This is a genomic window from Pseudomonas rustica, from assembly GCF_049959085.1.
GTDB classification, from domain to species: Bacteria; Pseudomonadota; Gammaproteobacteria; order Pseudomonadales; family Pseudomonadaceae; genus Aquipseudomonas; species Aquipseudomonas rustica.
Window position 1 is genome coordinate 3,752,040 of sequence record NZ_CP188200.1, and the last position, 21,512, is coordinate 3,773,551.

Here is a 21,512-nt window from a genome sequence, read left to right on the forward strand (position 1 = left end):
GGCAGGCACAAGAATAGACGGCAAAAAGCCTGGCATCGCCCACCGTGATGCCGCTGGATGGATCAGGCCGGTCTCCGGGCTCATGAGCGGCATTGGCCTGGCTGCGCGCCTTCCCGCTTCTGTCGAGGCAGTGGCTCATGGCGCAGCTTTTACTCATTTACCGTTGCGGGGGCAGCGCCGGGATCGTGATCGTTCTTCGCATGAAGACAACCCTCACCGGCTTCCCTGTTTCACTCTGTCGACGTGGGTCACAGAGCACCTGAAACAAGCCGCGAAGGTTAGAGGGTTGGGGGTGGAGCGTCAATTAAAGAGGCGGCTGACGGACGATTATCTGCCGTTGATCAATTATCGGCCGGCAATCTTGTGCAAGGCTGTTACAAATGATATCAAAGAGCCATGCTTTTCCATAAAAGCAACTCACAAGAATAAGGATGATGACGATGCAAGGCATGATCATCAGCAACCCGCGCCTGGAATTCCTGCGCCCGATGCTTGAACGCTGGTTTGACTGTATCGACCGTTACAACGCCGTGCGCGGCGACAGCGACACGCCGTACTGGCATGACGAGAAAGCCAATCTCGGCTTGCTGACCGCGGCGGCGTGGATGGCCGAACTGGTCACCCTCAACGACACCGCCACGCGCAAGCAAAACGAAGACGGCGAGCGCAATGCCCGCGCCGATCTGTTCATCGCAGGGCCAGAAGACCGCGCTTACCTTCAAGCCACGCAGCGCTGGCCGCGAGTGAACAACCTCAACCTCACGCAAGCACTTCTCGACATCACCAGCGACGCCAAACGCATCAGCTTCGCCAGCGATCTCAAGCTCGGCTGCCTGTTCGTCGCCCCGCAAAAAACCCAGCAGAGTGCCAGCCCCGAAGAACTGCAGGACATGGTCGACGACTTGCAAAAGGAACATACCTGCGCGGTCGCCTGGTATTTCCCCTACGCCTACCGCAAATTGCGCAGCGAGGCCGGCAACTATCACCCCGGCATCGCCGTGCTGTTCAAAGAGGCTCGCGGCTGAGGTTGAACCATCGGGCTTGCGCCCTCCTCTATGATTAAGAACGCATTCATAGGAAAGATCAGTCATGCGCAAGCCCCAGCTCGTTTTTGTCATCGCTCTGGCCGGAGGGCTCGCCGCGTGTGGTGAAACCTCCAGCCTGCAAGTCTCCGACGGCACCGGCCCTTCGCCGAAACTGCCCGAACCGAACAAAACCCTGATCCCCACCGTGAACATCGCCCCGGCGATTGGCTGGCCCGAAGGCGGCAAACCGACAGCGGCGGCCGGTACGCAAGTCGCAGCGTTTGCCGAAGGCCTCGATCATCCGCGCTGGATGTACGTGCTGCCCAACGGTGATGTGCTGGTGGCGGAAACCAACGCCCCGCCGAAACCGGACGACAGCAAAGGCATTAAAGGCTGGGTGATGAAGAAAGTCATGGGCAAGGCCGGCGCCGGCGTACCGAGCCCGAATCGCATCACTTTGCTGCGCGACGCTGACCACGATGGCGTCGCCGAGACGCGCACGGTGTTTTTGCAGAACCTCAATTCGCCGTTTGGCATGACACTGGTTGGCAATGACTTGTACGTTGCTGACACGGATCGTTTGCTGCGCTTCAACTACGAGCCCGGCGCGACCGAGATCAAATCGCAGCCGATCAAAGTGACTGACTTGCCGGGCGGCACGCTCAACCATCACTGGACGAAAAACGTCATCGCCAGCAAGGACGGCAGCAAGCTGTACGTCACCGTCGGCTCGAACAGCAACGTCGGCGAAAATGGTCTGGATCAAGAAGAAGGCCGCGCGGCGATCTGGGAAGTGGATCGCGCGACCGGCAATCACCGGATCTTCGCTTCAGGCATCCGCAACCCCAATGGCTTGGCGTGGGAGCCTACCAGCGGCGCGCTGTGGACGGCGGTGAATGAGCGTGACGAGATTGGCAGCGATCTGGTGCCGGACTACATCACCTCGGTGAAGGACGGCGGTTTCTATGGCTGGCCGTTCAGTTATTACGGCCAGCATGTCGATGTTCGAGTGAATCCGCAGAATCTGGATCTGGTGGCCAAAGCCATCGCCCCGGATTACGCGGTCGGCCCTCACACGGCGTCTTTGGGCCTGACCTTCGCCGAAGGCAACACCTTGCCGGCGCAGTTCAAGGAAGGCGCGTTTATCGGCCAGCACGGCTCGTGGAACCGTAAACCGCACAGTGGTTATAAAGTGATTTTTGTGCCATTTACCGGCGGTAAGCCGAGTGGAACGCCGGTGGATGTGTTGACCGGTTTTCTCGACAAAGATGAGAACGCGCTGGGTCGCCCGGTGGGCGTGGTGATTGATCAGCAAGGTGGATTGCTGGTGGCGGATGATGTTGGCAACAAGGTTTGGCGAGTGTCTTCTACCAAATAACTTAGCGCCGTACACATAACAAATGTGGGAGCGAGCCTGCTCGCGAAAGCGGTCTATCAGTCGACTCAAGGGTGACTGAAACTACGCATTCGCGAGCAGGCTCGCTCCCACATTGGGGTTTTGTGTTGGCCTTATTACGGGTTACGCGCCAGATGCTCCGGCTGCAACACCCGCTTCGCGCTCAGATAAGCCTTCTGCCAATACGCCTTCGACAGACTGTCCAGCTTCACCGTGCCACCCGTGGCCGGCGCATGCACGAAGCGCCCTTCACCAACGTAAATCCCCGCATGACTGACCTGCGAACCACCATTGGTGGCGAAGAAGATCAGGTCGCCGGTCTGCAAGCCTTCCTTACCGACATTCGGCGCCTGCATCACGATCAGGTCGCGCGTGGTGCGTGGCAGGTTGATGCCCGCCGCATCGCGGTAAACAAAGCCGATCAGGCCACTGCAATCAAATCCCGAATCCGGCGTATTGCCGCCCCAGCGATACGGCGTGCCGACCAGGCCGAGCGCGCGGAACAGCACGTCTTCAGCAGCAGGCGAAAAAGATTCTGAGGGGGCGAACACGATCGGGGCGCGAACCACCGGCGCAGGGGGCGGTGTGCGACTGGCGCAAGCGCTGAGCAGCGCTGCGAAGACGATCAAAACGAGGCGGGCCGACGTGGTCATAAGCAGAACATCCTGATCTGGCTGCGGCTAATTCTGCCGATTGGGCAGAAAACAAAACCGCCCGCGTACGCACGCAGGCGGTTTGCCATCAATATAGATTCAGGATTCTAGCGGCTACGCGGCAAACTTCAAGTAAGACTTTAACTTCACCTTGTAAAGTATAGGTCTACTCCCTTGCCGTGAACCGTTTTGTCGCCGCGAACGCGGCGACAACGGGGGAATTACTTGCGAGCGGTGACCACGGTCGGGGCCATGGCGAGTGCACGCTTGGCTTCGATGAAGGTCTTGCTCCAGTAGCTGTCACCGAGGTTGTCGATGCGAACACCGCCGCTACGACGACTGCTGGAGTGAATGAACTGGTTATCGCCCAGGTAGATCCCGGCGTGACTGACACGACCGCGACGACCATTGGTGGCGAAGAACAGCAGATCGCCCGGTTCCAGATCGCTACGCGAGACCAGTGGTGCGTCTACGTTGATCATTTCGCGGGTGGAGCGCGGCAGATTCATGCCGGCTTCTTCGCGGAACAGGTAACCGATGAAACCGCTGCAGTCGAAACCGGCTTCAGAGGTACCGCCGAAACGGTAACGGGTACCGATCAGGGACATGCCGCGTTCGAGAATGCTGTCGGCCAGAACCGGCAATTCATACGGCTTGCTGCCGCTGAAGTCTGCGAGTTCTTTTTCGGTAGCCAGCTCTTCCTGATAAATAACGGAAGACTGCGCTGTGGAAGAATTTTTAACCTGTTGAGGCTGCTCTTGAACTGGAGAATGAGCAGCGCAACCGTACAACAGGGTGACGAGTGCGAGAGGCACGAGGGGTGCGAAGCGCTTTAGCATGGGCACGACCGTGGCTGATAGTTGTAAAGAAGCCGAGACTATGCCCGCTATCAACCTCATTTGCAAATTCAATCGATCTTTTTGTGACTTCTCGGTTTCTCGTTTACATCTAAGCGCTTAAACCCATTTCACTCGTTACGCGGCCTGCACCCGGTGCAGGAAAGCGCTTTTACTGACGCCTGAAATATGCCGAAACGTGCTAAAAGCCGCAGAGACAAAGGGCTGGCTACCAACCGAGAGTTTCTTTAAGGAAGGGAATTGTCAGCTTGCGCTGAGCTTGCAGCGAGGCCTGATCGAGCTGTTCGAGCAGATCAAACAACGCGCTCATGCTGCGGGTACCGCGAGTCAGAATGAAATGCCCGACTTCGTCGGTCAGGTGCAGACCGCGCCGTGACGCGCGCAATTGCAGGGCACGTAATTTGTCTTCGTCGGAAAGGGGGCGCATCTGGAAAATCAGCGCCAGGGTCAGACGTGATTTGAGGTCGGCCAGTTTGACCGGCAATTCACGTGGCGAGGTTGCCGCCGCAATCAACAACCGTCGACCGCTGTCACGCAAGCGGTTGAACAGGTGAAACATCGCCTCTTCCCAGTCAGCCTTGCCGGCAATCACCTGCAAATCATCCAGGCAAACCAGTTCGTACTGTTCAAGATTGTCGAGGATTTCCACACCGCGATCCATCAACTCGGCCAACGGCAGGTACACCGCCGGTTCGCCCATCTGTTCGAAGCGCAAACACGCAGCCTGCAACAGATGCGTACGCCCTACCCCGTGCTTGCCCCAAAGATAAATCAGGCTTTCGGTCCAGCCGGCGTCGGCTTCGCATAGGCGCTCGACATAGCCGAGTGCAGCGGCATTTGCGCCTGGGTAGTAGTTGATAAAGGTGGCGTCGTCACGCAGACGCACACCTAGGGGCAGCTGAATCGGTTTCATGCTGACTGAACAGTTCTCAAGGAACCGTTAGTGGCCTCTGTGTAAAGTTTGCGAAGTTTATACCCGTGAGGCGGAGCGCACAATGCAGCAGACCCCAAGCAAAATCAAAGGTTTGCGTTAACACCCTGGTTTTATGACAGTTTCTCTGACGCAATCACCTGCATGACACGGGCCAACCCGGCGCACCGCCGGGCTGTCCGTCGTGATTACAACTCCGGCTCATCCACTCCGCTGTACATATCAGAGTCTTTATACAAATCGTGCATATGGCGCACCAAGACCATGATCACCGCAGCCACCGGCAGCGCCAGCAGCACACCGGTAAAACCAAACAGCTCGCCACCGGCCAGAATCGCGAAGATCACCGCCACCGGGTGCAGGCCAATGCGGTCGCCGACCAGCAACGGTGTCAGCACCATGCCTTCCAGCGCCTGACCGACCATGAACACCGCGACGATGCCGACCATCGGGTACAGATCGCCACCAAACTGGAACAACCCGGCAATCAGCGCCGCACCGATACCAATCACGAAGCCCATATAAGGCACGATCGCCGCCAGACCCGCGATCAGGCCGATCAACAGCCCCAACTCCAGACCGACGAGCATCAGACCCGCCGCATAAATCACGCCCAGCGCGAGCATCACCAGCAACTGACCACGCACAAACGCGCCCAGCACCTCATGACATTCGCCGGCCAGCGCTACCACGCGCTCTTCGCGATCACGCGGCAGCAGGCTGCGGATCTTGGCCATCATCACGTCCCAGTCGCGCAGCAAGTAGAAACTCACCACCGGGATCAGCACCAGATTCGCCAGCAGGCCGATCAACGCCAGACTCGACGCCGTGGCCTGACTCAGCACCACACTGACGATGTCGGTGGTCTGACCCATGTGTTCGCTGATGGCCGCTTTGACCTTGTCGAACTTCCAGAAGCCGTCCGACAGCCCAAGCTTCGCCTGCGCCCACGGCAGCGCCGTGTGCTGCAGCCAGTCGAGCATTTGCGGCGCCAGTTCGTACAAACGCAGCAACTGCTTGGCGAGCATCGGTACCAGCACCAGCAACAGCGTGGTGACGATCAGGGTGAATAAAGCAAACACCGCGATCACGCCCCACGTACGCGACAGCCCGAGCTTCTCCAGGCGATCCACCAGCGGATCGAACAGATACGCGAGCAGCAGCGCCACCAGAAACGGTGTGAGGATCGGGTGCAGCAACCATACAAACGCGCAAAGCAGGACAACCCCACCGAGCCAGAACCAACGCCGCGTATCGGCCATGAACCACTCCTGCTTCTATATAAGGAAAGACTTACCAGCGAAACCGTAACGACGGTGCTGCCGGTGTCGGGGCCGGAGCCGCGACCGGAGCCGCACCTGCCACCGCAGGTTGCGGCGGCGCGACCGGTGCAGGCGCCTCGGCCGGCAATTCCTGCAACTTCGCCAGCGACAACTGCGCGCGCATCTGGTCGGCACTGCCATTGACCCGATAGACGATGCGATCGCCATCAACACTCTGCAGACGCACGCCGAACGGTTCGAGTAACCGCAACAGCGCCGCATAATGCTCAAGATTCATGCCTTGCACTTCCAGAGTCTGCTGCCCCGACGCACCCGGTTTGGCAACAAAACGTGGCGCCAGACGCTCAGCCACCGCCAGCATCACCGCATCGGCCACAGCAGCCTGATCGGCGCCCTGCACAGTGCCGGCCTCTTTCTGCTCACCCAGCCACAAATGCCATTTCGCCTGCCACTGCCCGCCTTCTTCGCGCGCATGCACGGCCAGCAAGGCATCTGCGTTGTAGCGTTCGGAAACCCCGCGCAACGGCCCCGGATCCGTACCCTCCAGCGCCGGCGCAGTCGCGACCAGTTGTTCACTCAGATCCGCCAACGGCAAACGCAGCGGCAAACCACGATGCTGAGCCGCCACACGCAATGGCCCGGCAGTCGATTGACCATCACCCACCAGATACGTGCCGTCCGCTGACTCGTTCAGCCACCAGCTCAGGATCGACGGCCGACTGGCGCCCCACATCGACAGCCCGGCGCGGCGCAAGGCCTGCTCGGTGGCGTTCGGATCGAAGTTGACCTTGAGCACCTCCGGCGGCCCGGCGTCGAAGCCGAACTGAGTGATGATCTGCTGCGGATTCTTGCGAATATCCGCCAGCCCGGGATTTTGCGCAGCTTTCGGGTCACCGGTCAGGCGCAACACCAACGTATCCAGTGCGGCCTGAGTAGCGCGATCACGCTCCTCCGGCGCCTGGCTGGTGACCGGCTGACTGACTTGATAGAGACCTTTGAGGTTTTCGGCATGACTCGCCAGGCTGACCACAGACAAACAACCCACAACCAACAATTTACGAAAAAGCATGGAAAATTCCCGTCGACAGGAGCGGCTGGAACAGGCCGCGTGAACCGGTTAAGCAAGGCTGTGACCCTTGACCCTCGCAAAACATTCACACGGCGGCGGTAAGTTTTTACGTAGTGATAACGATAGACGGTTAATTGCCACACCTTATACAGGCAGTGATACGCCTTAATTGCAAAAAATTTCCCGAGATAATGGCCCTGCCCGTCGGTGCGAGGATGGCCGCTGCCCCTCAAGCCTGATAAAATCGCGCGCCTTCGCAGACCGGCAACAGCCGGGCCCCTCGAAACTCGCGTGAGGCACTCGCCCCCTCGATTTCGATGTTCCCGCTGAACTCGGTCGTTACCCCTGAATCCCCTCCCCTAAAGGCCTGGATCATGAGCAAGCAACCCTCCCTGAGCTACAAGGACGCCGGTGTAGACATCGACGCCGGTGAAGCATTGGTCGAACGCATCAAGAGCGTCGCCAAGCGCACTGCGCGCCCGGAAGTCATGGGCGGCCTGGGCGGTTTCGGCGCCCTCTGCGAAATCCCGGCCGGCTACAAGCAGCCAGTGCTGGTTTCCGGCACCGACGGCGTCGGCACCAAGCTGCGTCTGGCGCTGAACCTGAACAAGCACGACAGCATCGGCATCGACCTGGTTGCCATGTGCGTCAACGACTTGGTGGTGTGCGGCGCTGAGCCACTGTTCTTCCTCGACTACTACGCCACCGGCAAACTCAATGTCGAGACCGCGACCCAAGTGGTGACCGGCATCGGCGCTGGCTGCGAACTGTCGGGTTGCTCGCTGGTTGGCGGCGAAACCGCTGAAATGCCAGGCATGTACGAAGGCGAAGACTACGACCTGGCCGGCTTCTGCGTCGGCGTTGTGGAAAAAGCTGAAATCATCGACGGTTCGAAAGTCGCCACCGGTGACGCGCTGATCGCGCTGCCATCGTCCGGCCCGCACTCGAACGGCTACTCGCTGATCCGCAAGATCATCGAAGTCTCCGGTGCTGACATCGAAAACATCCAGCTCGACGGCAAACCGCTGACCGACCTGCTGATGGCCCCGACCCGCATCTACGTGAAGCCGCTGCTCAAGCTGATCAAAGACACCGGCGCCGTCAAAGCCATGGCCCACATCACCGGTGGCGGCCTGCTCGACAACATCCCGCGCGTTCTGCCAAAAGGCGCTCAGGCTGTTGTTGACGTCGCCAGCTGGACTCGCCCGGCCGTGTTCGACTGGCTGCAAGAGCAAGGCAACGTTGACGAAACCGAGATGCACCGCGTGCTGAACTGCGGCGTCGGCATGGTCATCTGCGTGGCTCAGGAGCACGTTGAAGTCGCCCTGAACACCCTGCGTGACGCTGGCGAGCAGCCTTGGGTGATCGGTCAGATCGCTGCTGCGGCCGAAGGCGCAGCTCAGGTTGATCTGCAGAACCTTAAGGCTCATTAATGTCCGCACCCTGTGATGTCGTGGTGCTGTTGTCCGGCACCGGCAGTAACTTGCAGGCTTTGATCGACAGCACGCGAGCCGGCGACAGCCCGGTTCGCATCGCTGCGGTGATTTCCAACCGCGCCGACGCGTACGGCCTGCAACGCGCCAGTGACGCGGGTATTGCTACCCGCTCGCTGGATCACAAGGCATTCGAAGGTCGCGAGGCCTTCGATGCTGCACTGATCAAACTGATCGACGAATTCCAACCCAAACTCGTGGTACTGGCCGGTTTCATGCGCATTCTCAGCGCTGATTTCGTTCGCCATTACCAAGGGCGCCTGCTCAACATCCATCCGTCGCTGCTACCCAAATACAAAGGGTTACACACTCATCAGCGCGCACTGGAAGCCGGCGACACGGAGCACGGCTGCTCCGTGCACTTCGTCACCGAGGAACTCGATGGCGGACCACTGGTCGTACAGGCAGTAATACCGGTAGAGTTGCACGATTCGCCGCAGAGTCTGGCGCAGCGGGTACACGTTCAGGAACACCTGATCTACCCGATGGCCATACGCTGGTTTGCTGAAGGCCGGCTGGCCCTCGGTACGGACGGTGCTTTACTGGATGGCCAGTTACTCGCGGCCAGCGGCCACTTGATTCGACACTAGGAGATTTTATGCGTCGCGCCCTGCTTCTCGCTTGCGCCTTGTTTGCCCTGCCCTTCGCACAGGCAGCAGACCTTCAACCGTTCTCCGCCAGCTACACCGCCGACTGGAAACAGCTGCCGATGAGCGGCACCGCCTCGCGCAGCCTGACCAAGGAAGCCAACGGCGTCTGGAAACTCAGCTTCAAGGCATCGATGATGATCGCCAGCCTGAGCGAAGAAAGCACCCTGACCCTGGACAAGGACACCTTGCTGCCACAGTCCTACCACTTCGAACGTGGCGGTCTGGGCAAAGCGAAAAAGGCTGACCTGGACTTCGACTGGGCCAATAAACTAGTGACCGGCACTGATCGCGGCGACGCCGTGAAGATTCCGCTGAACCGTGGCATGGTCGACAAATCCACCTACCAACTGGCGCTGCAGCACGACGTGGCTGCCGGCAAGAAAAGCATGAGCTATCAGGTGGTTGATGATGGCGAGGTCGATACCTACGACTTCCGCGTGCTGGGTTCGGAGAAAGTCGAAACCAAGGCTGGCCAGATCGATGCGATCAAGGTCGAGCGCGTTCGCGATCCGACACAAAGCAAGCGCATCACCGTCCTGTGGTTCGCCAAGGATTGGGATTACCTGCTGGTTCGCCTGCAACAGGTTGAAACCGACGGCAAGGAGTACAACATCATGCTCCTCGACGGCACGGTCAACGGCAAAGCCGTTAAAGGCAGCTGATTCGACGCACGATGAAAGAGCCCCGCGAGATGCGGGGCTTTTTTTTGCTGGCAACTTGCGCCTCTGTAGGAGCTGCGGCACGCTGCGATCTTTTGATCCTGATCTTAAAAAATCAACATCAAAAGATCGCAGCCTCGTTTCACTCGACAGCTCCTACAGGGGTAATTTCAGACAGAAAACTTCGCCACCATGCTGTTCAAATCCACCGCCAACCGCGACAACTCCTGACTCGCCGCGCTCGTCTGATTGGCCCCAGCCGAGGTCTGCATCGCCAGATCGCGAATGTTCATCAGATTACGATCCACCTCCCGCGCCACCGCCGCCTGCTCCTCCGACGCACTGGCGATGACCAGATTGCGTTCGTTGATCAGCGTAAACGCCGAGGCAATCTCCTCCAGCGCCACTCCGGCAGCTTTCGCCAGCTCCAGTGTCGAACGCGCCCGGACATTACTCTGCTGCATCGAATTAACCGCCGAATCGGTGCCCTGCTGAATCCCGCTGATCATCTGCTCGATCTCGTGCGTCGATTGCTGCGTGCGATGCGCCAGTGCGCGCACTTCATCCGCCACTACCGCAAACCCTCGCCCGGCATCACCGGCCCGCGCTGCTTCAATCGCCGCGTTCAGCGCGAGCAAATTGGTCTGCTCGGCAATCGAGCGAATCACGTCCAGCACCTTGCTGATGCCATGCACCTTGTCCGCCAGATTCTCGACCTGCGTGGCATTGTTGGTCACGTCTTCAGCGAGAAACTCAATCGACGACACGGTCTGCTGCACCTGTTCACGCCCATGCTGAGCAATGCGATCCGATTCACGCGAAGCTTCGGACGTCGCCACCGCATTGCTGGCAACCTCCTCAACCGCTGCCGTCATCTGATTCACCGCCGTCGCCGCCTGTTCGATTTCCAGACTCTGCTGATGCAACCCGCGCGTAGCGTCTTCCGTGACGCAGCTCAGCTCTTCCGAGGCCGAGGCGAGTTGGCTGGAGGATTCGGAAATTCGCCGGATCGTGTCGCGCAAGTTGTGCTGCATGCTTTGCAACGCTTGCAGCAGCCGCGCCGGTTCATCCTTGCCGCTGATAGTGATGTCGCCGGTCAGGTCGCCAGCAGCGACCACTTCCGCCACTCCAAGCGATTGCGCCAGCGGCAGCACGATGCTGCGCGTCAGCATCACCGCGAGACCGATGGTGATCAGCGCGGTAATGCCGATCATCACCCCGACCCACACCCGCGAATTGGTGAACACCAGCCGAGCGGCCTCGGTGGCGAGATTGGCGTTGTGCTTATTCAGCTCGACCAGCTCACGCAGAATGACTGCGATTTCATCGGCCAACGGGCTCATCTGGCCGTTGAGAATGCTCGCCGCCTCTTCCACGCGGTTCTGCGCGGACAGCTGCATGACTTGCGCCTGATATTCCAGGTATTTGTGTTCGGTGACCTTGAAGCGATCAAACAACGCGCGCTCCTCCGGCAGAACAATCAGCACGTCATAAGTTTGCTGGGCTTCGCTGAGCACGCCGCGCAGCTGATTGAGCTTGGCGACGTTCTGCTCAAGCGCCTGCGGATCGCGATTGAGCAGCAGGCGCATGGTCAGCGCACGCAGGCGCAGCATGTCCTGACTCATCTCGCCGACCGCCATCACACTGGGCAGCCAGTTGTTATCGACCTCGTCGGATTGCGCACGCATGTTCGCCATTTGCAGCAGGGCGAACGCCCCAAGGGCAAACACCATCATCGCCAACAGGCCAAAACCCAGACCGGCGCGCGGGGCAATATTGAGACTACGGATACTCATTGCTCTGGTTCCTTCCAAAAGCGCTGCATCAACCCTGCAGCTGGTTGCTTTAGAAGGTATCGGCCCTTTGCGAATTTGCGTAAGACGAAATGGTGATATCAAAACGCCTTAATACTTCGAACGCTTGGCAATAACGTTTCAGCGAGTAATACCGGACTTGGGCGAAGTTTTCGGCAAGATCGCGAGGAAGTTATCCCGCGCGACTTTATGCGCGACCTCTGTAGGCAATGCGTCGAGGAACGGATTGAAGCTGTGCATTTCCTTGCCCAGCTTGTTGAATCGACCTACGACGTCCGAGCCCAGCATGAAGCGCTCAGGGTAGCGCTCGACCAGCGCCAGCCATTCCTTGCGCGGCTTGCCTTGCTCATCCAGCAGATACGGGGTGAGCATGCTCCACGACAGGTCGATATACAGATTCGGGTAGGCCTCCAGCATGCGCGTCAGCGTTGGCAGCAAGAAATCCATCTGTGTCTGATGCCGATGAATCTCGGCGCTGGTGCCGGCGTGCGCCCAGATAAACCGGGTGTGCGGGTGGTTGCGCAGCGGCTCTTCGACTTCCGACAGATAAAGCGGATTTTTCTCACGCTTGGAGGTGATGTTCGAGTGCAACATTACCGGCAAATCGTTCTCGGCGGCCAGGTGATAGATCTTGGTCATCGCCTCATTGTTGGCGCGCGGGGTGTCGCCGGAGGTCAGCGCCGTCAGGTCATCATGACGGGTAAACACTTCGCCAATGCCCTGCCACAGCCCCGGGTACAGATCGAGCATGCGCTGAATGTGCGCGGCGGAGTTCTTGTCGTTCGGATTGAAGCCGGAGAGGAACGGATGAAAGTACGGCCGCTGCTCAGCAGGCAGTTTTTGCACGGCATCGGCGACGATCACATCAGTGGCGCTGTACCAATAGGCATCGGCGTCATCACCGGCGTAATAGCGTGGACGTTTCGGTTCATCTTCGTGCCATTTCTTCGCCACCGGAATGCCGGAAATCATCACATGCTCGACGGAATTGTCTTTCATCGCTGTCAGCAACTTCGGCATGCCAGCGGTTTCCTGGAAAAAATCCACGTAATGCAGGTGCGCATCGCTGTAGGTGTAATCCCGCGCATGGGCGGCACCGGCAATCAGCAACAGGCTGGCAAGACTCAAACGAAACAAGGACACAAGTAATCTCCGGCAGGTAGGCACAGACTAGACCCCAGCGCAGCCACCGGGGTTCAGCCAGCCGGAAAGTGAAACGTTCAGCGGCGACAATGCTCTATAACTGCAAGATCCTTTTTTGATCGAAGTACATTTTCCCACCGATAGCGAGGTTCACATGACCATCACCGTCAATACCGTCTCTGCCGAAGGTTTCCGTCACTCCGTAAAAATCGATGATCTCGAATTGTTCACCGACGTCCCGGCAGCTGCCGGCGGTGAAGGCACGGCGCCAGAGCCGCACGATTATTTCGACGCCGCGCTGGGCGCCTGCAAAGCCCTGACCCTGAAAATGTACGCAAAAAAGAAAGACATCCCGCTGACCGGTGTGGGCGTCGACGTCAAACGCGACAACAGCGAAGAGCAGAAAGGCAGATACGTCCTGCACGTCACCCTCACCCTCAAAGGCGTGCTCACCGATGCTCAGCGTGAAGAACTGCTGCGCGTCGCCGACCGCTGCCCGATTCACAAGCTGATGACCACCAGCGACGTCACCATCGAAACCCACGCACCACAAGGCTTCGACAGCCAGTAACCCTCCTGATGCCAGCGGCGGGTTATGCTTCCGGCATCACCCGCTCAGCCTGGAATGCACCATGGACACGCAACCTCTGATCATCCGCCCGCGCGCCGAAGACGTCGAAGGCCAGCCGATTCTGCGCCCGTTGCCGTCAGCCAAATGCCGCAGCGTCGGGCCATTCGTGTTTTTTGACCACATGCTCGAAACGGTTTATCCGACGGGCAAAGGCATGAACATCCGACAGCACCCGCACATCGGTCTGTCGACCCTCACCTACCTGTTCCAGGGGCAGATCCAGCACAAGGACAGCCTCGGCTCCGACCAGGTGGTCAGCGCCGGCGATGTCAGTTGGATGACCGCCGGCAGCGCGATCGCCCACGTTGAACGCACGCCGGAGCCGTTGTGGGAACAGAGCTTCACGATGCACGGCTTGCAGATCTGGCTGGCCTCACCCAAGGATCACGAACAAGGCCCGGGGCATTACAGCCATCACCCGGCGGCGACGTTGCCGGTCAGCAATAACCTTGGCGTGCAGATTCGCATGATTGCCGGGTCAGGCTTTTGCCTGGAATCACCGGTGCCGGTGCTTTCTCCTACGTTATATGCCGAAGTGCAGATGCAAACGGCGACCACCCTGCTGATACCGACCGAGCATGAAGAGCGGGCGGTGTATGTGTTGAGTGGTGATGCGCAGTTGAACGGCGAAGCAATTGAGCCGCATGCGTTGGTGGTGTTGCCGGCGGGGGAAGAGATGAGTGTGTTTGCCGAGAGTGATGTGCACGCCGTGGTGTTTGGCGGCGCGCCACTGGACGGGCCTCGGCGGATCAACTGGAATTTTGTCGCAAGCGATCCGGCGGCGATCGATGAGGCACGGCGTAAATGGGCGGCCGGGGATTGGCCGACGGTGCCGGGGGAAGTTGAGCGGATTGAATTGCCGGCAGGCCGATAAAGCAAAAGATCGCAGCCTGCGGCAGATCCTACATTGATCGCGTGTAGGAGCTGCCGCAGGCTGCGATCTTTTGATCTTGAAAAATCAGCCTTTGAACACTTCATCCAGCAAATCATGCATCGACTTGAACGCGCGCTTGGCCGTTTTCTCGTCGTACATCATCTTGCCCGGCACATTCGCATGCGGGTCAGTAAATGAGTGCACCGCACCGCCGTAGCTGAGCAACTGCCAATCGACATTCGCCGCGTTCATCTCATCTTCAAACGCCGGCAATTGCTCTTTCGGCACCAATGGATCAGAAGCACCGTGCAACACCAGCACCGAGCCCTTGATGTTCTGCGCATCCGCCGGGTTTGGCGAATCGATCGTGCCATGGAACGACACCGCAGCCTTCACCGGCGCACCGGTGCGCGCCAGATCCAGTGCACAGCAACCGCCAAAGCAGAAACCGAACACCGCCAGTTTCGAGGTATCAACCGCCGCTTCGCCCTGCTTCTGCAACTGCTCGAACGCCGCCTGCATCCGCGTACGCAGCAGTGCGCGATCATCCTTCAACGGCATCATCGCCGCGCCAGCCTGATCAGCGTTCTGTGGACGCACGGCCTGACCATAGACGTCAGCAATCAACACCACGTAGCCCTTGGCCGCCACCGACTTGGCGATTTCTTCCGCGCCCGCGCTGACGCCCATCCAGTTCGGCGCCATCAACAAACCCGGACGCGCGCCTTTGTGCTCGGCGTCGAACGCCAGACGACCTTCATAAGGCTGGCCGTCAATCTGATAGACCACGGAACGTACTATGACTTGGCTCATTTCTGACTCCTGATTTGCTAAACACCAGAATGAAAAAACCCGCCGAAGCGGGTTTTTCTACGACTTGGTTAAACCGACAGCTCAACCAGCAGCTTGTTCAGACGGCGCACATAAGCGGCCGGATCCTTCAAGCTGTCGCCGGCAGCCAGGGCTGCCTGATCGAAGAGGATGTGCGACAGGTCGCCAAAACGCTCTTCGCTCTGCTCGCCGTCGAGTTTCTCGATCAGCGGGTGGCTTGGGTTGAATTCGAAGATCGGCTTCGAATCCGGCACTTTCTGCCCGCTGGCTTCGAGGATCTGACGCATTTGCAGACCCAGATCCTGTTCGCCGATGGCCAGAATAGCCGGCGAATCGGTCAGACGATGGGAAACCCGGACTTCCGCCACGGAATCGCCCAGCGCGGTTTTCAGACGCTCAACCAGACCTTCTTTGGACTTGGCGACTTCTTCTGCAGCTTTCTTGTCCTCTTCCGAGTCCAGGTTGCCCAGATCGAGGTCACCGCGTGCCACGTCGACAAAAGTCTTGCCGTCGAATTCGCTGAGGTAGCTCATCAGCCACTCGTCGATGCGGTCGGTCAGCAGCAACACTTCGATGCCTTTCTTGCGGAAGACCTCCAGGTGCGGGCTGTTCTTGACCTGCGCGTAGGTTTCGCCGGTGAGGTAGTAGATCTTGTCCTGACCTTCCTTGGCGCGGGCCAGGTAGTCGGCCAGACCGACGATCTGCTCGCCGTCGTCGCCGTTGGTCGATGCGAAACGCAGCAGACCGGCAATTTTTTCCTTGTTGGCGAAGTCTTCTGCCGGGCCTTCTTTCATGACCTGACCGAAGTTCTTCCAAAAGCCTTTGTATTGCTCAGGCTCGTTTTTCGCCAGTTTTTCCAGCATGTCCAACACGCGCTTGGTCAGCGCGGTCTTCATCGAATCGATGATCGGGTCTTTCTGCAGGATCTCACGCGACACGTTCAGCGACAGGTCGTTGGAATCGACCACGCCTTTGATGAAGCGCAGGTACAGCGGCAGGAAGGACTCGGCCTGATCCATGACGAACACGCGTTGCACGTACAGCTTCAGGCCTTTCGGCGCTTCACGCTGGTACAGGTCGAACGGTGCGCGGGCCGGCACGTACAGCAGCGAGCTGTATTCGAGCTTGCCTTCGACTTTGTTGTGGCTCCAGGCCAGCGGGTTTTCAAAGTCGTGGGCGATGTGTTTGTAGAACTCCTGGTATTCCTCGTCCTTCACTTCAGTGCGAGGGCGAGTCCACAGGGCGCTGGCGCGGTTGACGGTTTCCCACTCGGCCGCTGGTGTTTCTTCACCTTCAGCAGGTGCCACTTCTTTCGGCAGCTCGATTGGCAGCGCGATGTGATCGGAGTACTTCTTGATGATGTTGCGCAGACGCCAGCCATCCGCGAATTCGTCTTCAGCAGCTTTGAGGTGCAGAACGATACGGGTGCCGCGCCCTGGCTTGTCGATGTTCGCAACTTCGAACTCGCCCTCGCCTTTCGACGACCAGTGCACGCCTTCGCTGGCTGGAGTGCCGGCGCGACGGGAGTAAACGTCAACCTGGTCGGCAACGATGAACGCGGAGTAGAAACCGACACCGAACTGACCGATCAGGTGCGAATCCTTCTTCTGATCGCCGGAAAGGTTTTTCATGAAATCGGCAGTGCCGGATTTGGCGATGGTACCCAGGTGGGTGATCACATCGTCACGGTTCATGCCGATACCGTTGTCTTCGAGGGTGACGGTCTTGGCGTCTTTGTCGAAGCTCACACGGATTTTCAGATCAGCGCCACCTTCGAGCAACTCTGGCTTGGCCAGGGCTTCGAAGCGCAGCTTGTCGACAGCGTCAGAGGCGTTCGAGATCAATTCGCGAAGGAAAATTTCCTTGTTGGAATACAGCGAATGGATCATGAGGTGCAGCAGTTGCTTCACCTCGGTCTGGAAGCCCAGGGTTTCCTTTTGAGTTTCCACACTCATGGTCATCAAACTCCAATCAGATGGCAGTGGCCGCGACCCGAAATGGTCGGCGGCGGGTTGTCTTGTGAGTTTGGGGCGCTGTTCAGGATTTCAAGGGCTCATCAATTTTGAAGTGCGCGCGAGCGGTGGCAATCGGCTCGCCTTCGGTGCTTTGCCACGCCGTGATTGCGACGTTGGCGACGCGACGCCCCTGCCGGCACACCTGACATTTGGCCCAGGTGTCGCGAAATTGCCCGGCGCGCAGGTAATCGAGGGAGAAATCGATAATCTTCGGCACGCCCGGCGCTTCGGTGAAGATCAACAGGTGTAGCGCCGCAGCCAGTTCCATGAACCCGGCAATCACGCCGCCGTGGATCGCGGGCAGTAAAGGGTTACCAATGTTGTCCTTGTTCGCTGGCAGCTTGAACAGCAGTTCATCACCGACCCGCGAACATTCGACGCCGATCAAACCCGCGTAGGGAATCAGTTTCAACAGTGGCGCGTAATCACCTTGAGCGTGAGCGAGTTGCAGCTGCTGTTTCAGATCATCGCTCATTGCCCTGCTCCCTTGATCGCGCCGCCGAAGCCTTTGGTGCCTTTGAGGCCCTTGCCCATGCGCATAAAGGTGCCAACGACGTGGGCGATGGGTTGTGCAGGATCGTCCTGATAGGCGAAACCGCGTGCAAAGATCACATCGGTGGTTACCCGGTAGCACTGGGCGAAGCCATAGACGTCTTTGTTCGGTTCGGCGGCGTGCATATAGTCGATGCGTAAATCGAGGGTCGGGCAGACTTCGAATTCCGGCAACACGCACAATGTCGACATCCCGCAAGCGGTGTCCATCAACGAGGTGATTGCCCCGCCGTGAATCACGCCGGTCTGCGGATTTCCGACAATTCGTGAGCTGTAAGGCAGGATCACCGTAAGCCCTTCGCTGGAGGCTTCATGTACCCGCAAACCCAGTACCTGACAGTGTCTTAACGCCGAAAGAAATCGCGTCGCGCGCTCAAAAACGGGGTTTTCAGCCATATGATAATTACTCTCGTTAAAGCCATTGGCCAGTAGTAGCCAACAGGCCAAAAGTTCCGTGGCAAAACAAACTTATATATCTGAAACAAATGAGGAACTTAACCTGTAGCGCAAAGCTCTTAAGGCCAGTAGTTATTTTCCATAAGGAGAAACACCCCATGCGTAAGACTTTTGCTATTGCCTTGATGTTGACCGCTTCCCTCGGTCTCGCTGCCTGCGATAAAAAATCCGAGGACAAAGCTCAAGATGCCAACCAACATGCTGAACAAGCTCAGCAAGACATGAACAAAGCTCAGGATAAAGTGAACGACGCTGCGAAAGAAAACGCCGAAGCTGCCAAAGCTCAGGCTGAATCGAACGCTGCCGCGCAAGACGAAGCTGCTAAAAAGCAATAATCTGCTTTTTACCGCTGAAAAAGGAAACCCGCCTAGTGCGGGTTTTCTTTTGTCTGGGATTTAACGGCAATATCGGTTAGAGCAAGACAGTTCTAAAAGTCGGACTAATCATCAGCAGCAGCGAACACACTAAGCCAACGAACCAGACCAGGCTACGCAGCGCTGGCAGATCAGCCAGGTAAAACCACAAATAGACGATGCGGGCGATGACGAAGATGATCGCCAATGTATCGATCAGCCATCCTACCGTTTGCGTGGTGTGCGCCATTAACACACCCACGGCAAATAACATGAACGCTTCGATACTGTTCTGATGCGCCGCCAGCGCCCTCGCGCCGTAACCAGTCAGTTGCGCCTGTTGTTGGCGCGGCAAGTGGTTGTTGTAACCGCCCTGCTCTTTCATCGCCTTGGCCACTGGCATACGCGCCACATAAATCAGCAAAGCGCTGATAAACACACACCAGAACGGAATACTCATCAAGCGGCCTCTTTGTTCGCCTCGGGAATGGGCGCCTCTGTAGGGGTATAGACCATTACGTCGAGAACGTCCGAATGAAACTCGCGACGGTACAAGACCAGCACCACGCCAGTGCTCAACAACATGAACAGCCACGGGCTGACGAACCACGCGAGCATGGTCATGCCGAAGTAGTAAGAGCGCAGACCGAAGTTGAACTGGTTGGCCGCCATCGAAATCACCCGCGCCGCCCGTGCCGCGAACGCTTTACGCTCCTGTTCGGAGACATGACGCTCGCCGATCATCGGCGCCGAACCGACCAGCACCGCCGCGAAGTTGTACTGGCGCATGCACCAACTGAAGGTGAAGAAGGCGTAGACGAACACCATCGCCAGGCACAGCAATTTGATTTCCGACATGCCCTGCGACGCTTGCTGCACCATCGGGATGTCCGCCAGCAACGACACCGCCCGCTCGGACGCACCGAGCACGGTGAGAATACCGGCGAGGATGATCAGCGTGCTGGAGGCGAAAAACGAGGCGTTGCGCTCCAGATTGCCGATCACGCTGGCGTCGGCGATGCGGTTGTCGCGCAAGAGCATGCGGCGCATCCAGTCTTCTCGGTACAAGTGCAGCACGCTGGCCAGGCACGCGGTGTCGCGGCCCTTCCACGTGGCATAACGGGTGTAACCGCCCCAGCAGATGACAAACCAGCACGCGGCGAGCAAGTGGATCAGATTGGCCTGGATGAACGACATGCAATTCCTTTGAATACGTGACCTGTAGGAGCAAAGCTTGCTCGCGAAAGCGGCGTTTCTGTCGACATCAATGTTGAATGTCAGATCGCTTTCGCGAGCAAGCTCTGCTCCTACAAAAAGCGATGCAACTCTTCGACGATGGTTCAGGGAAAAAGACACTGCCTGACGCCCATAAAAAATGCCCCGTATCGATTGATACGGGGCATTTCTGTTTAAGCGTTGAAGACCCGCTTATGGCGGGTCAGCCAACCTCAGGCAACCGCTTCGCTGCGCTTGCCCAGCAGGCGATCACACACCACTGCAACCACCAAAGTCATCACACAAGGCACCAGCCACGCCAGACCTTGCTCGCTCAGCGGCAGGTGCGACAGCTGCGTCGGCATCCAGTCAGCCAGACCCGCGCCTTTCAGTGCGTCGATGCTGCCGAACAGGAACGACACCAGCATCACCGGGCCGAGGATACGACCGTGTTCATGCCAGAAGTCTTTGCAGAAGCTCAGCGCCACCAACACGATGCACGGCGGGTAGATCGCGGTGAGCACCGGAATGGAGAACGCGATCAGCTTGGTCAGACCGAGGTTGGACACCAGCAGCGAGAACGCCGCCAGAATGATCACCAGGGTCTTGTACGACAGTGGCAGCACTCGACTGAAGTACTCGGCACAGGCGCAGGTCAGACCTACTGCCGTCACCAGGCACGCCAGCGAGATCAGTACCGCGAGGAAACCGCTGCCCAGCGAACCGAAGGTGTGTTGCACGTAAGCGTGCAAGACCGCCGCGCCGTTGGTTGCACCGACGGCCACTTCATGGCTGCCGGAACCCAGACGGAACAGGCTGATGTAGACCAGCGCCAGACCGACACCGGCGATCAAACCGGCGATGATCGCGTAACGGGTGATCAACTTCGGCGACTCCACACCACGGGAGCGGATCGCGTTGACGATGACGATGCCGAACACCAGCGCGCCGAGGGTATCCATGGTCAGGTAACCATTGATGAAGCCCTGGGAGAACGGTGCCGCGACGTATTCCGGCGTGCCGTGACCGACGTCACCCGCCGGCAAGGCGAATGCAGCGATACCGAGCACGGCCAGCGCGATGATCTTCAGCGGCGCGAGGAAACGGCCAACAGTGTCCAGCAAACGGCCCGGGTAGAGCGAGATGAAGAACACCAGCAGGAAGTACACCGAGCTGTAGAGGAACAGCGCCAGCGGGCTTTCGCCGGTCAACGGCGCCAAACCGACTTCGAAGGACACGGTGGCGGTACGCGGAGTGGCAAACAGCGGGCCGACGGCCAGATAGCACGCAGCCGCAAGAATGCCGCCCGCGACTTTACCGATCGGGCTGCTCAGCGCGTCCATCGACCCACCGACCTTGGCCAGTGCGACAACGGTGATCACCGGCAAACCCACTGCGGTGATCAGAAAACCCAGCGCAGCCATCCAGACGTGAGGTCCGGCCTGCAGGCCAACGATAGGCGGGAAGATAATGTTGCCGGCCCCAACGAACAGGGCAAATGTCATAAAGCCAAGTGCCAGGATGTCCTGACCTTTCAAAACTTTCATTAAGGTAATACCACACTACTGAATCGGAATTTAGAGGGGGATTGCCCTGTGTAATTAGGGAAATG

At 58.6% G+C, this 21,512-nt stretch carries 22 protein-coding genes and 1 riboswitch; of the genes, 8 read left to right on the top strand and 14 right to left on the bottom strand.

Annotated elements, in window-relative coordinates:
• Positions 1 to 48 precede the first annotated feature (48 nt).
• Positions 49 to 278: riboswitch (cobalamin riboswitch) on the bottom strand.
• 162 nt (positions 279 to 440) lie between these two features.
• Entirely contained in the window at positions 441 to 1,025 is a 585-nt protein-coding gene (locus tag ACP3TY_RS16960) for a hypothetical protein (RefSeq protein ID WP_426618037.1), read from the top strand.
• A gap of 64 nt (positions 1,026 to 1,089) precedes the next feature.
• Positions 1,090 to 2,403 carry a PQQ-dependent sugar dehydrogenase gene (locus tag ACP3TY_RS16965; RefSeq protein WP_426618038.1) on the top strand — a complete coding sequence of 438 codons (1,314 nt, stop codon included), beginning with the start codon at positions 1,090 to 1,092 and terminating at the stop codon, positions 2,401 to 2,403.
• Between the two features lie 134 nt (positions 2,404 to 2,537).
• On the opposite strand, the gene ACP3TY_RS16970 is transcribed toward ACP3TY_RS16965, so the two are convergent.
• The 5 genes from ACP3TY_RS16970 to ACP3TY_RS16990 form a co-directional block, all read right to left on the bottom strand.
• Positions 2,538 to 3,074 (bottom strand): C40 family peptidase, encoded by a 537-nt coding sequence (locus ACP3TY_RS16970; RefSeq protein ID WP_400650994.1) that lies wholly within the window; start codon positions 3,072 to 3,074, stop codon positions 2,538 to 2,540.
• 221 nt (positions 3,075 to 3,295) lie between these two features.
• Positions 3,296 to 3,913 carry a C40 family peptidase gene (locus ACP3TY_RS16975; RefSeq protein WP_053118534.1) on the bottom strand — a complete coding sequence of 206 codons (618 nt, stop codon included), beginning with the start codon at positions 3,911 to 3,913 and terminating at the stop codon, positions 3,296 to 3,298.
• Between the two features lie 226 nt (positions 3,914 to 4,139).
• Complete coding sequence (gene hda / locus ACP3TY_RS16980; protein WP_034156234.1) at positions 4,140 to 4,844, bottom strand: DnaA regulatory inactivator Hda; 705 nt, start codon at positions 4,842 to 4,844, stop codon at positions 4,140 to 4,142.
• Positions 4,845 to 5,050: 206 nt separating this feature from the next.
• Positions 5,051 to 6,124 carry an AI-2E family transporter gene (locus tag ACP3TY_RS16985; protein WP_426618039.1) on the bottom strand — a complete coding sequence of 358 codons (1,074 nt, stop codon included), beginning with the start codon at positions 6,122 to 6,124 and terminating at the stop codon, positions 5,051 to 5,053.
• A gap of 31 nt (positions 6,125 to 6,155) precedes the next feature.
• Positions 6,156 to 7,214: a DUF2066 domain-containing protein gene (locus tag ACP3TY_RS16990; protein ID WP_212550933.1), complete on the bottom strand. Its 1,059-nt coding sequence runs from the start codon at positions 7,212 to 7,214 to the stop codon at positions 6,156 to 6,158.
• A 374-nt stretch (positions 7,215 to 7,588) separates the two neighbouring features.
• Between ACP3TY_RS16990 and purM the strand changes: the two genes are divergently transcribed.
• From purM to ACP3TY_RS17005, 3 genes are read left to right on the top strand one after another with little or no spacing between them, the layout of a single operon-like run.
• A complete protein-coding gene (gene purM / locus ACP3TY_RS16995) occupies positions 7,589 to 8,647 on the top strand; it encodes a phosphoribosylformylglycinamidine cyclo-ligase (RefSeq protein WP_053118528.1) in 1,059 nt (352 codons plus the stop codon).
• Positions 8,647 to 9,297: a phosphoribosylglycinamide formyltransferase gene (purN, locus tag ACP3TY_RS17000; protein ID WP_053118526.1), complete on the top strand. Its 651-nt coding sequence runs from the start codon at positions 8,647 to 8,649 to the stop codon at positions 9,295 to 9,297. The genes purM and purN overlap by 1 nt, the downstream gene beginning before the upstream one ends.
• 8 nt (positions 9,298 to 9,305) lie before the next feature.
• Positions 9,306 to 10,019 carry a DUF3108 domain-containing protein gene (locus ACP3TY_RS17005; protein ID WP_053118524.1) on the top strand — a complete coding sequence of 238 codons (714 nt, stop codon included), beginning with the start codon at positions 9,306 to 9,308 and terminating at the stop codon, positions 10,017 to 10,019.
• Positions 10,020 to 10,186: 167 nt separating this feature from the next.
• Here ACP3TY_RS17005 and ACP3TY_RS17010 read toward each other — a convergent pair whose 3' ends face one another.
• A complete protein-coding gene (locus ACP3TY_RS17010; RefSeq protein ID WP_426618040.1) occupies positions 10,187 to 11,812 on the bottom strand; it encodes a methyl-accepting chemotaxis protein in 1,626 nt (541 codons plus the stop codon).
• Between the two features lie 138 nt (positions 11,813 to 11,950).
• Positions 11,951 to 12,997, bottom strand: a complete 1,047-nt coding sequence (locus ACP3TY_RS17015) for an amidohydrolase family protein (RefSeq protein WP_426618041.1) — start codon at positions 12,995 to 12,997, stop codon at positions 11,951 to 11,953.
• Positions 12,998 to 13,127: 130 nt separating this feature from the next.
• Here ACP3TY_RS17015 and ACP3TY_RS17020 point away from each other — a divergent pair, with 130 nt between their 5' ends.
• Both ACP3TY_RS17020 and ACP3TY_RS17025 read left to right on the top strand, forming a co-directional pair.
• On the top strand, positions 13,128 to 13,544 hold the full coding sequence (locus tag ACP3TY_RS17020) for an OsmC family protein (protein ID WP_426618042.1): 417 nt from the start codon (positions 13,128 to 13,130) through the stop codon (positions 13,542 to 13,544).
• A gap of 61 nt (positions 13,545 to 13,605) precedes the next feature.
• Complete coding sequence (locus ACP3TY_RS17025; RefSeq protein WP_426618043.1) at positions 13,606 to 14,478, top strand: pirin family protein; 873 nt, start codon at positions 13,606 to 13,608, stop codon at positions 14,476 to 14,478.
• A gap of 84 nt (positions 14,479 to 14,562) precedes the next feature.
• Here the strand turns inward: ACP3TY_RS17025 and ACP3TY_RS17030 are convergent, their stop codons facing one another.
• The 4 genes from ACP3TY_RS17030 to ACP3TY_RS17045 all read right to left on the bottom strand — a co-directional run bounded on the left by ACP3TY_RS17030 (position 14,563) and on the right by ACP3TY_RS17045 (position 18,272).
• Positions 14,563 to 15,291 (bottom strand): dienelactone hydrolase family protein, encoded by a 729-nt coding sequence (locus tag ACP3TY_RS17030; protein ID WP_426618044.1) that lies wholly within the window; start codon positions 15,289 to 15,291, stop codon positions 14,563 to 14,565.
• Between the two features lie 68 nt (positions 15,292 to 15,359).
• Positions 15,360 to 17,264, bottom strand: coding sequence for a molecular chaperone HtpG (htpG, locus tag ACP3TY_RS17035; RefSeq protein WP_426618045.1), 1,905 nt, complete (start codon positions 17,262 to 17,264; stop codon positions 15,360 to 15,362).
• An 82-nt stretch (positions 17,265 to 17,346) separates the two neighbouring features.
• Entirely contained in the window at positions 17,347 to 17,799 is a 453-nt protein-coding gene (locus ACP3TY_RS17040) for a PaaI family thioesterase (RefSeq protein WP_053118509.1), read from the bottom strand.
• Positions 17,796 to 18,272, bottom strand: a complete 477-nt coding sequence (locus ACP3TY_RS17045; RefSeq protein WP_426618046.1) for a PaaI family thioesterase — start codon at positions 18,270 to 18,272, stop codon at positions 17,796 to 17,798. The genes ACP3TY_RS17040 and ACP3TY_RS17045 overlap by 4 nt, the downstream gene beginning before the upstream one ends.
• Before the next feature lie 158 nt (positions 18,273 to 18,430).
• Here ACP3TY_RS17045 and ACP3TY_RS17050 point away from each other — a divergent pair, with 158 nt between their 5' ends.
• Positions 18,431 to 18,667 carry a hypothetical protein gene (locus ACP3TY_RS17050; protein ID WP_053118505.1) on the top strand — a complete coding sequence of 79 codons (237 nt, stop codon included), beginning with the start codon at positions 18,431 to 18,433 and terminating at the stop codon, positions 18,665 to 18,667.
• A 76-nt stretch (positions 18,668 to 18,743) separates the two neighbouring features.
• Here ACP3TY_RS17050 and ACP3TY_RS17055 read toward each other — a convergent pair whose 3' ends face one another.
• From ACP3TY_RS17055 to brnQ, 3 genes are all read right to left on the bottom strand, one after another.
• Positions 18,744 to 19,145, bottom strand: coding sequence for an MAPEG family protein (locus tag ACP3TY_RS17055; RefSeq protein WP_212550925.1), 402 nt, complete (start codon positions 19,143 to 19,145; stop codon positions 18,744 to 18,746).
• On the bottom strand, positions 19,145 to 19,882 hold the full coding sequence (locus tag ACP3TY_RS17060; protein WP_159815062.1) for a DUF599 domain-containing protein: 738 nt from the start codon (positions 19,880 to 19,882) through the stop codon (positions 19,145 to 19,147). Before ACP3TY_RS17060 ends, ACP3TY_RS17055 begins: the two co-directional genes overlap by 1 nt.
• 251 nt (positions 19,883 to 20,133) lie before the next feature.
• Positions 20,134 to 21,447, bottom strand: a complete 1,314-nt coding sequence (brnQ, locus tag ACP3TY_RS17065) for a branched-chain amino acid transport system II carrier protein (protein ID WP_053118494.1) — start codon at positions 21,445 to 21,447, stop codon at positions 20,134 to 20,136.
• Positions 21,448 to 21,512: the final 65 nt, after the last annotated feature.

What these genes read in the sequence shown, in the direction of transcription:
- ACP3TY_RS17010 (WP_426618040.1), bottom strand. Translation starts at nt 11,812, where the DNA reads ATGAGTATCCGTAGTCTCAATATTGCCCCGCGCGCCGGTCTGGGTTTT.
- ACP3TY_RS17060 (WP_159815062.1), bottom strand. Translation starts at nt 19,882, where the DNA reads ATGTCGTTCATCCAGGCCAATCTGATCCACTTGCTCGCCGCGTGCTGG.
- ACP3TY_RS17050 (WP_053118505.1), top strand. Translation starts at nt 18,431, where the DNA reads ATGCGTAAGACTTTTGCTATTGCCTTGATGTTGACCGCTTCCCTCGGT.
- ACP3TY_RS16965 (WP_426618038.1), top strand. Translation starts at nt 1,090, where the DNA reads ATGCGCAAGCCCCAGCTCGTTTTTGTCATCGCTCTGGCCGGAGGGCTC.
- ACP3TY_RS17045 (WP_426618046.1), bottom strand. Translation starts at nt 18,272, where the DNA reads ATGGCTGAAAACCCCGTTTTTGAGCGCGCGACGCGATTTCTTTCGGCG.
- hda (WP_034156234.1), bottom strand. Translation starts at nt 4,844, where the DNA reads ATGAAACCGATTCAGCTGCCCCTAGGTGTGCGTCTGCGTGACGACGCC.
- purM (WP_053118528.1), top strand. Translation starts at nt 7,589, where the DNA reads ATGAGCAAGCAACCCTCCCTGAGCTACAAGGACGCCGGTGTAGACATC.
- ACP3TY_RS17025 (WP_426618043.1), top strand. Translation starts at nt 13,606, where the DNA reads ATGGACACGCAACCTCTGATCATCCGCCCGCGCGCCGAAGACGTCGAA.
- ACP3TY_RS17005 (WP_053118524.1), top strand. Translation starts at nt 9,306, where the DNA reads ATGCGTCGCGCCCTGCTTCTCGCTTGCGCCTTGTTTGCCCTGCCCTTC.
- ACP3TY_RS16985 (WP_426618039.1), bottom strand. Translation starts at nt 6,124, where the DNA reads ATGGCCGATACGCGGCGTTGGTTCTGGCTCGGTGGGGTTGTCCTGCTT.
- ACP3TY_RS17040 (WP_053118509.1), bottom strand. Translation starts at nt 17,799, where the DNA reads ATGAGCGATGATCTGAAACAGCAGCTGCAACTCGCTCACGCTCAAGGT.
- brnQ (WP_053118494.1), bottom strand. Translation starts at nt 21,447, where the DNA reads ATGAAAGTTTTGAAAGGTCAGGACATCCTGGCACTTGGCTTTATGACA.
- ACP3TY_RS16990 (WP_212550933.1), bottom strand. Translation starts at nt 7,214, where the DNA reads ATGCTTTTTCGTAAATTGTTGGTTGTGGGTTGTTTGTCTGTGGTCAGC.
- purN (WP_053118526.1), top strand. Translation starts at nt 8,647, where the DNA reads ATGTCCGCACCCTGTGATGTCGTGGTGCTGTTGTCCGGCACCGGCAGT.
- ACP3TY_RS17055 (WP_212550925.1), bottom strand. Translation starts at nt 19,145, where the DNA reads ATGAGTATTCCGTTCTGGTGTGTGTTTATCAGCGCTTTGCTGATTTAT.
- ACP3TY_RS16970 (WP_400650994.1), bottom strand. Translation starts at nt 3,074, where the DNA reads ATGACCACGTCGGCCCGCCTCGTTTTGATCGTCTTCGCAGCGCTGCTC.
- ACP3TY_RS17030 (WP_426618044.1), bottom strand. Translation starts at nt 15,291, where the DNA reads ATGAGCCAAGTCATAGTACGTTCCGTGGTCTATCAGATTGACGGCCAG.
- ACP3TY_RS16975 (WP_053118534.1), bottom strand. Translation starts at nt 3,913, where the DNA reads ATGCTAAAGCGCTTCGCACCCCTCGTGCCTCTCGCACTCGTCACCCTG.
- ACP3TY_RS16960 (WP_426618037.1), top strand. Translation starts at nt 441, where the DNA reads ATGCAAGGCATGATCATCAGCAACCCGCGCCTGGAATTCCTGCGCCCG.
- ACP3TY_RS17020 (WP_426618042.1), top strand. Translation starts at nt 13,128, where the DNA reads ATGACCATCACCGTCAATACCGTCTCTGCCGAAGGTTTCCGTCACTCC.
- htpG (WP_426618045.1), bottom strand. Translation starts at nt 17,264, where the DNA reads ATGAGTGTGGAAACTCAAAAGGAAACCCTGGGCTTCCAGACCGAGGTG.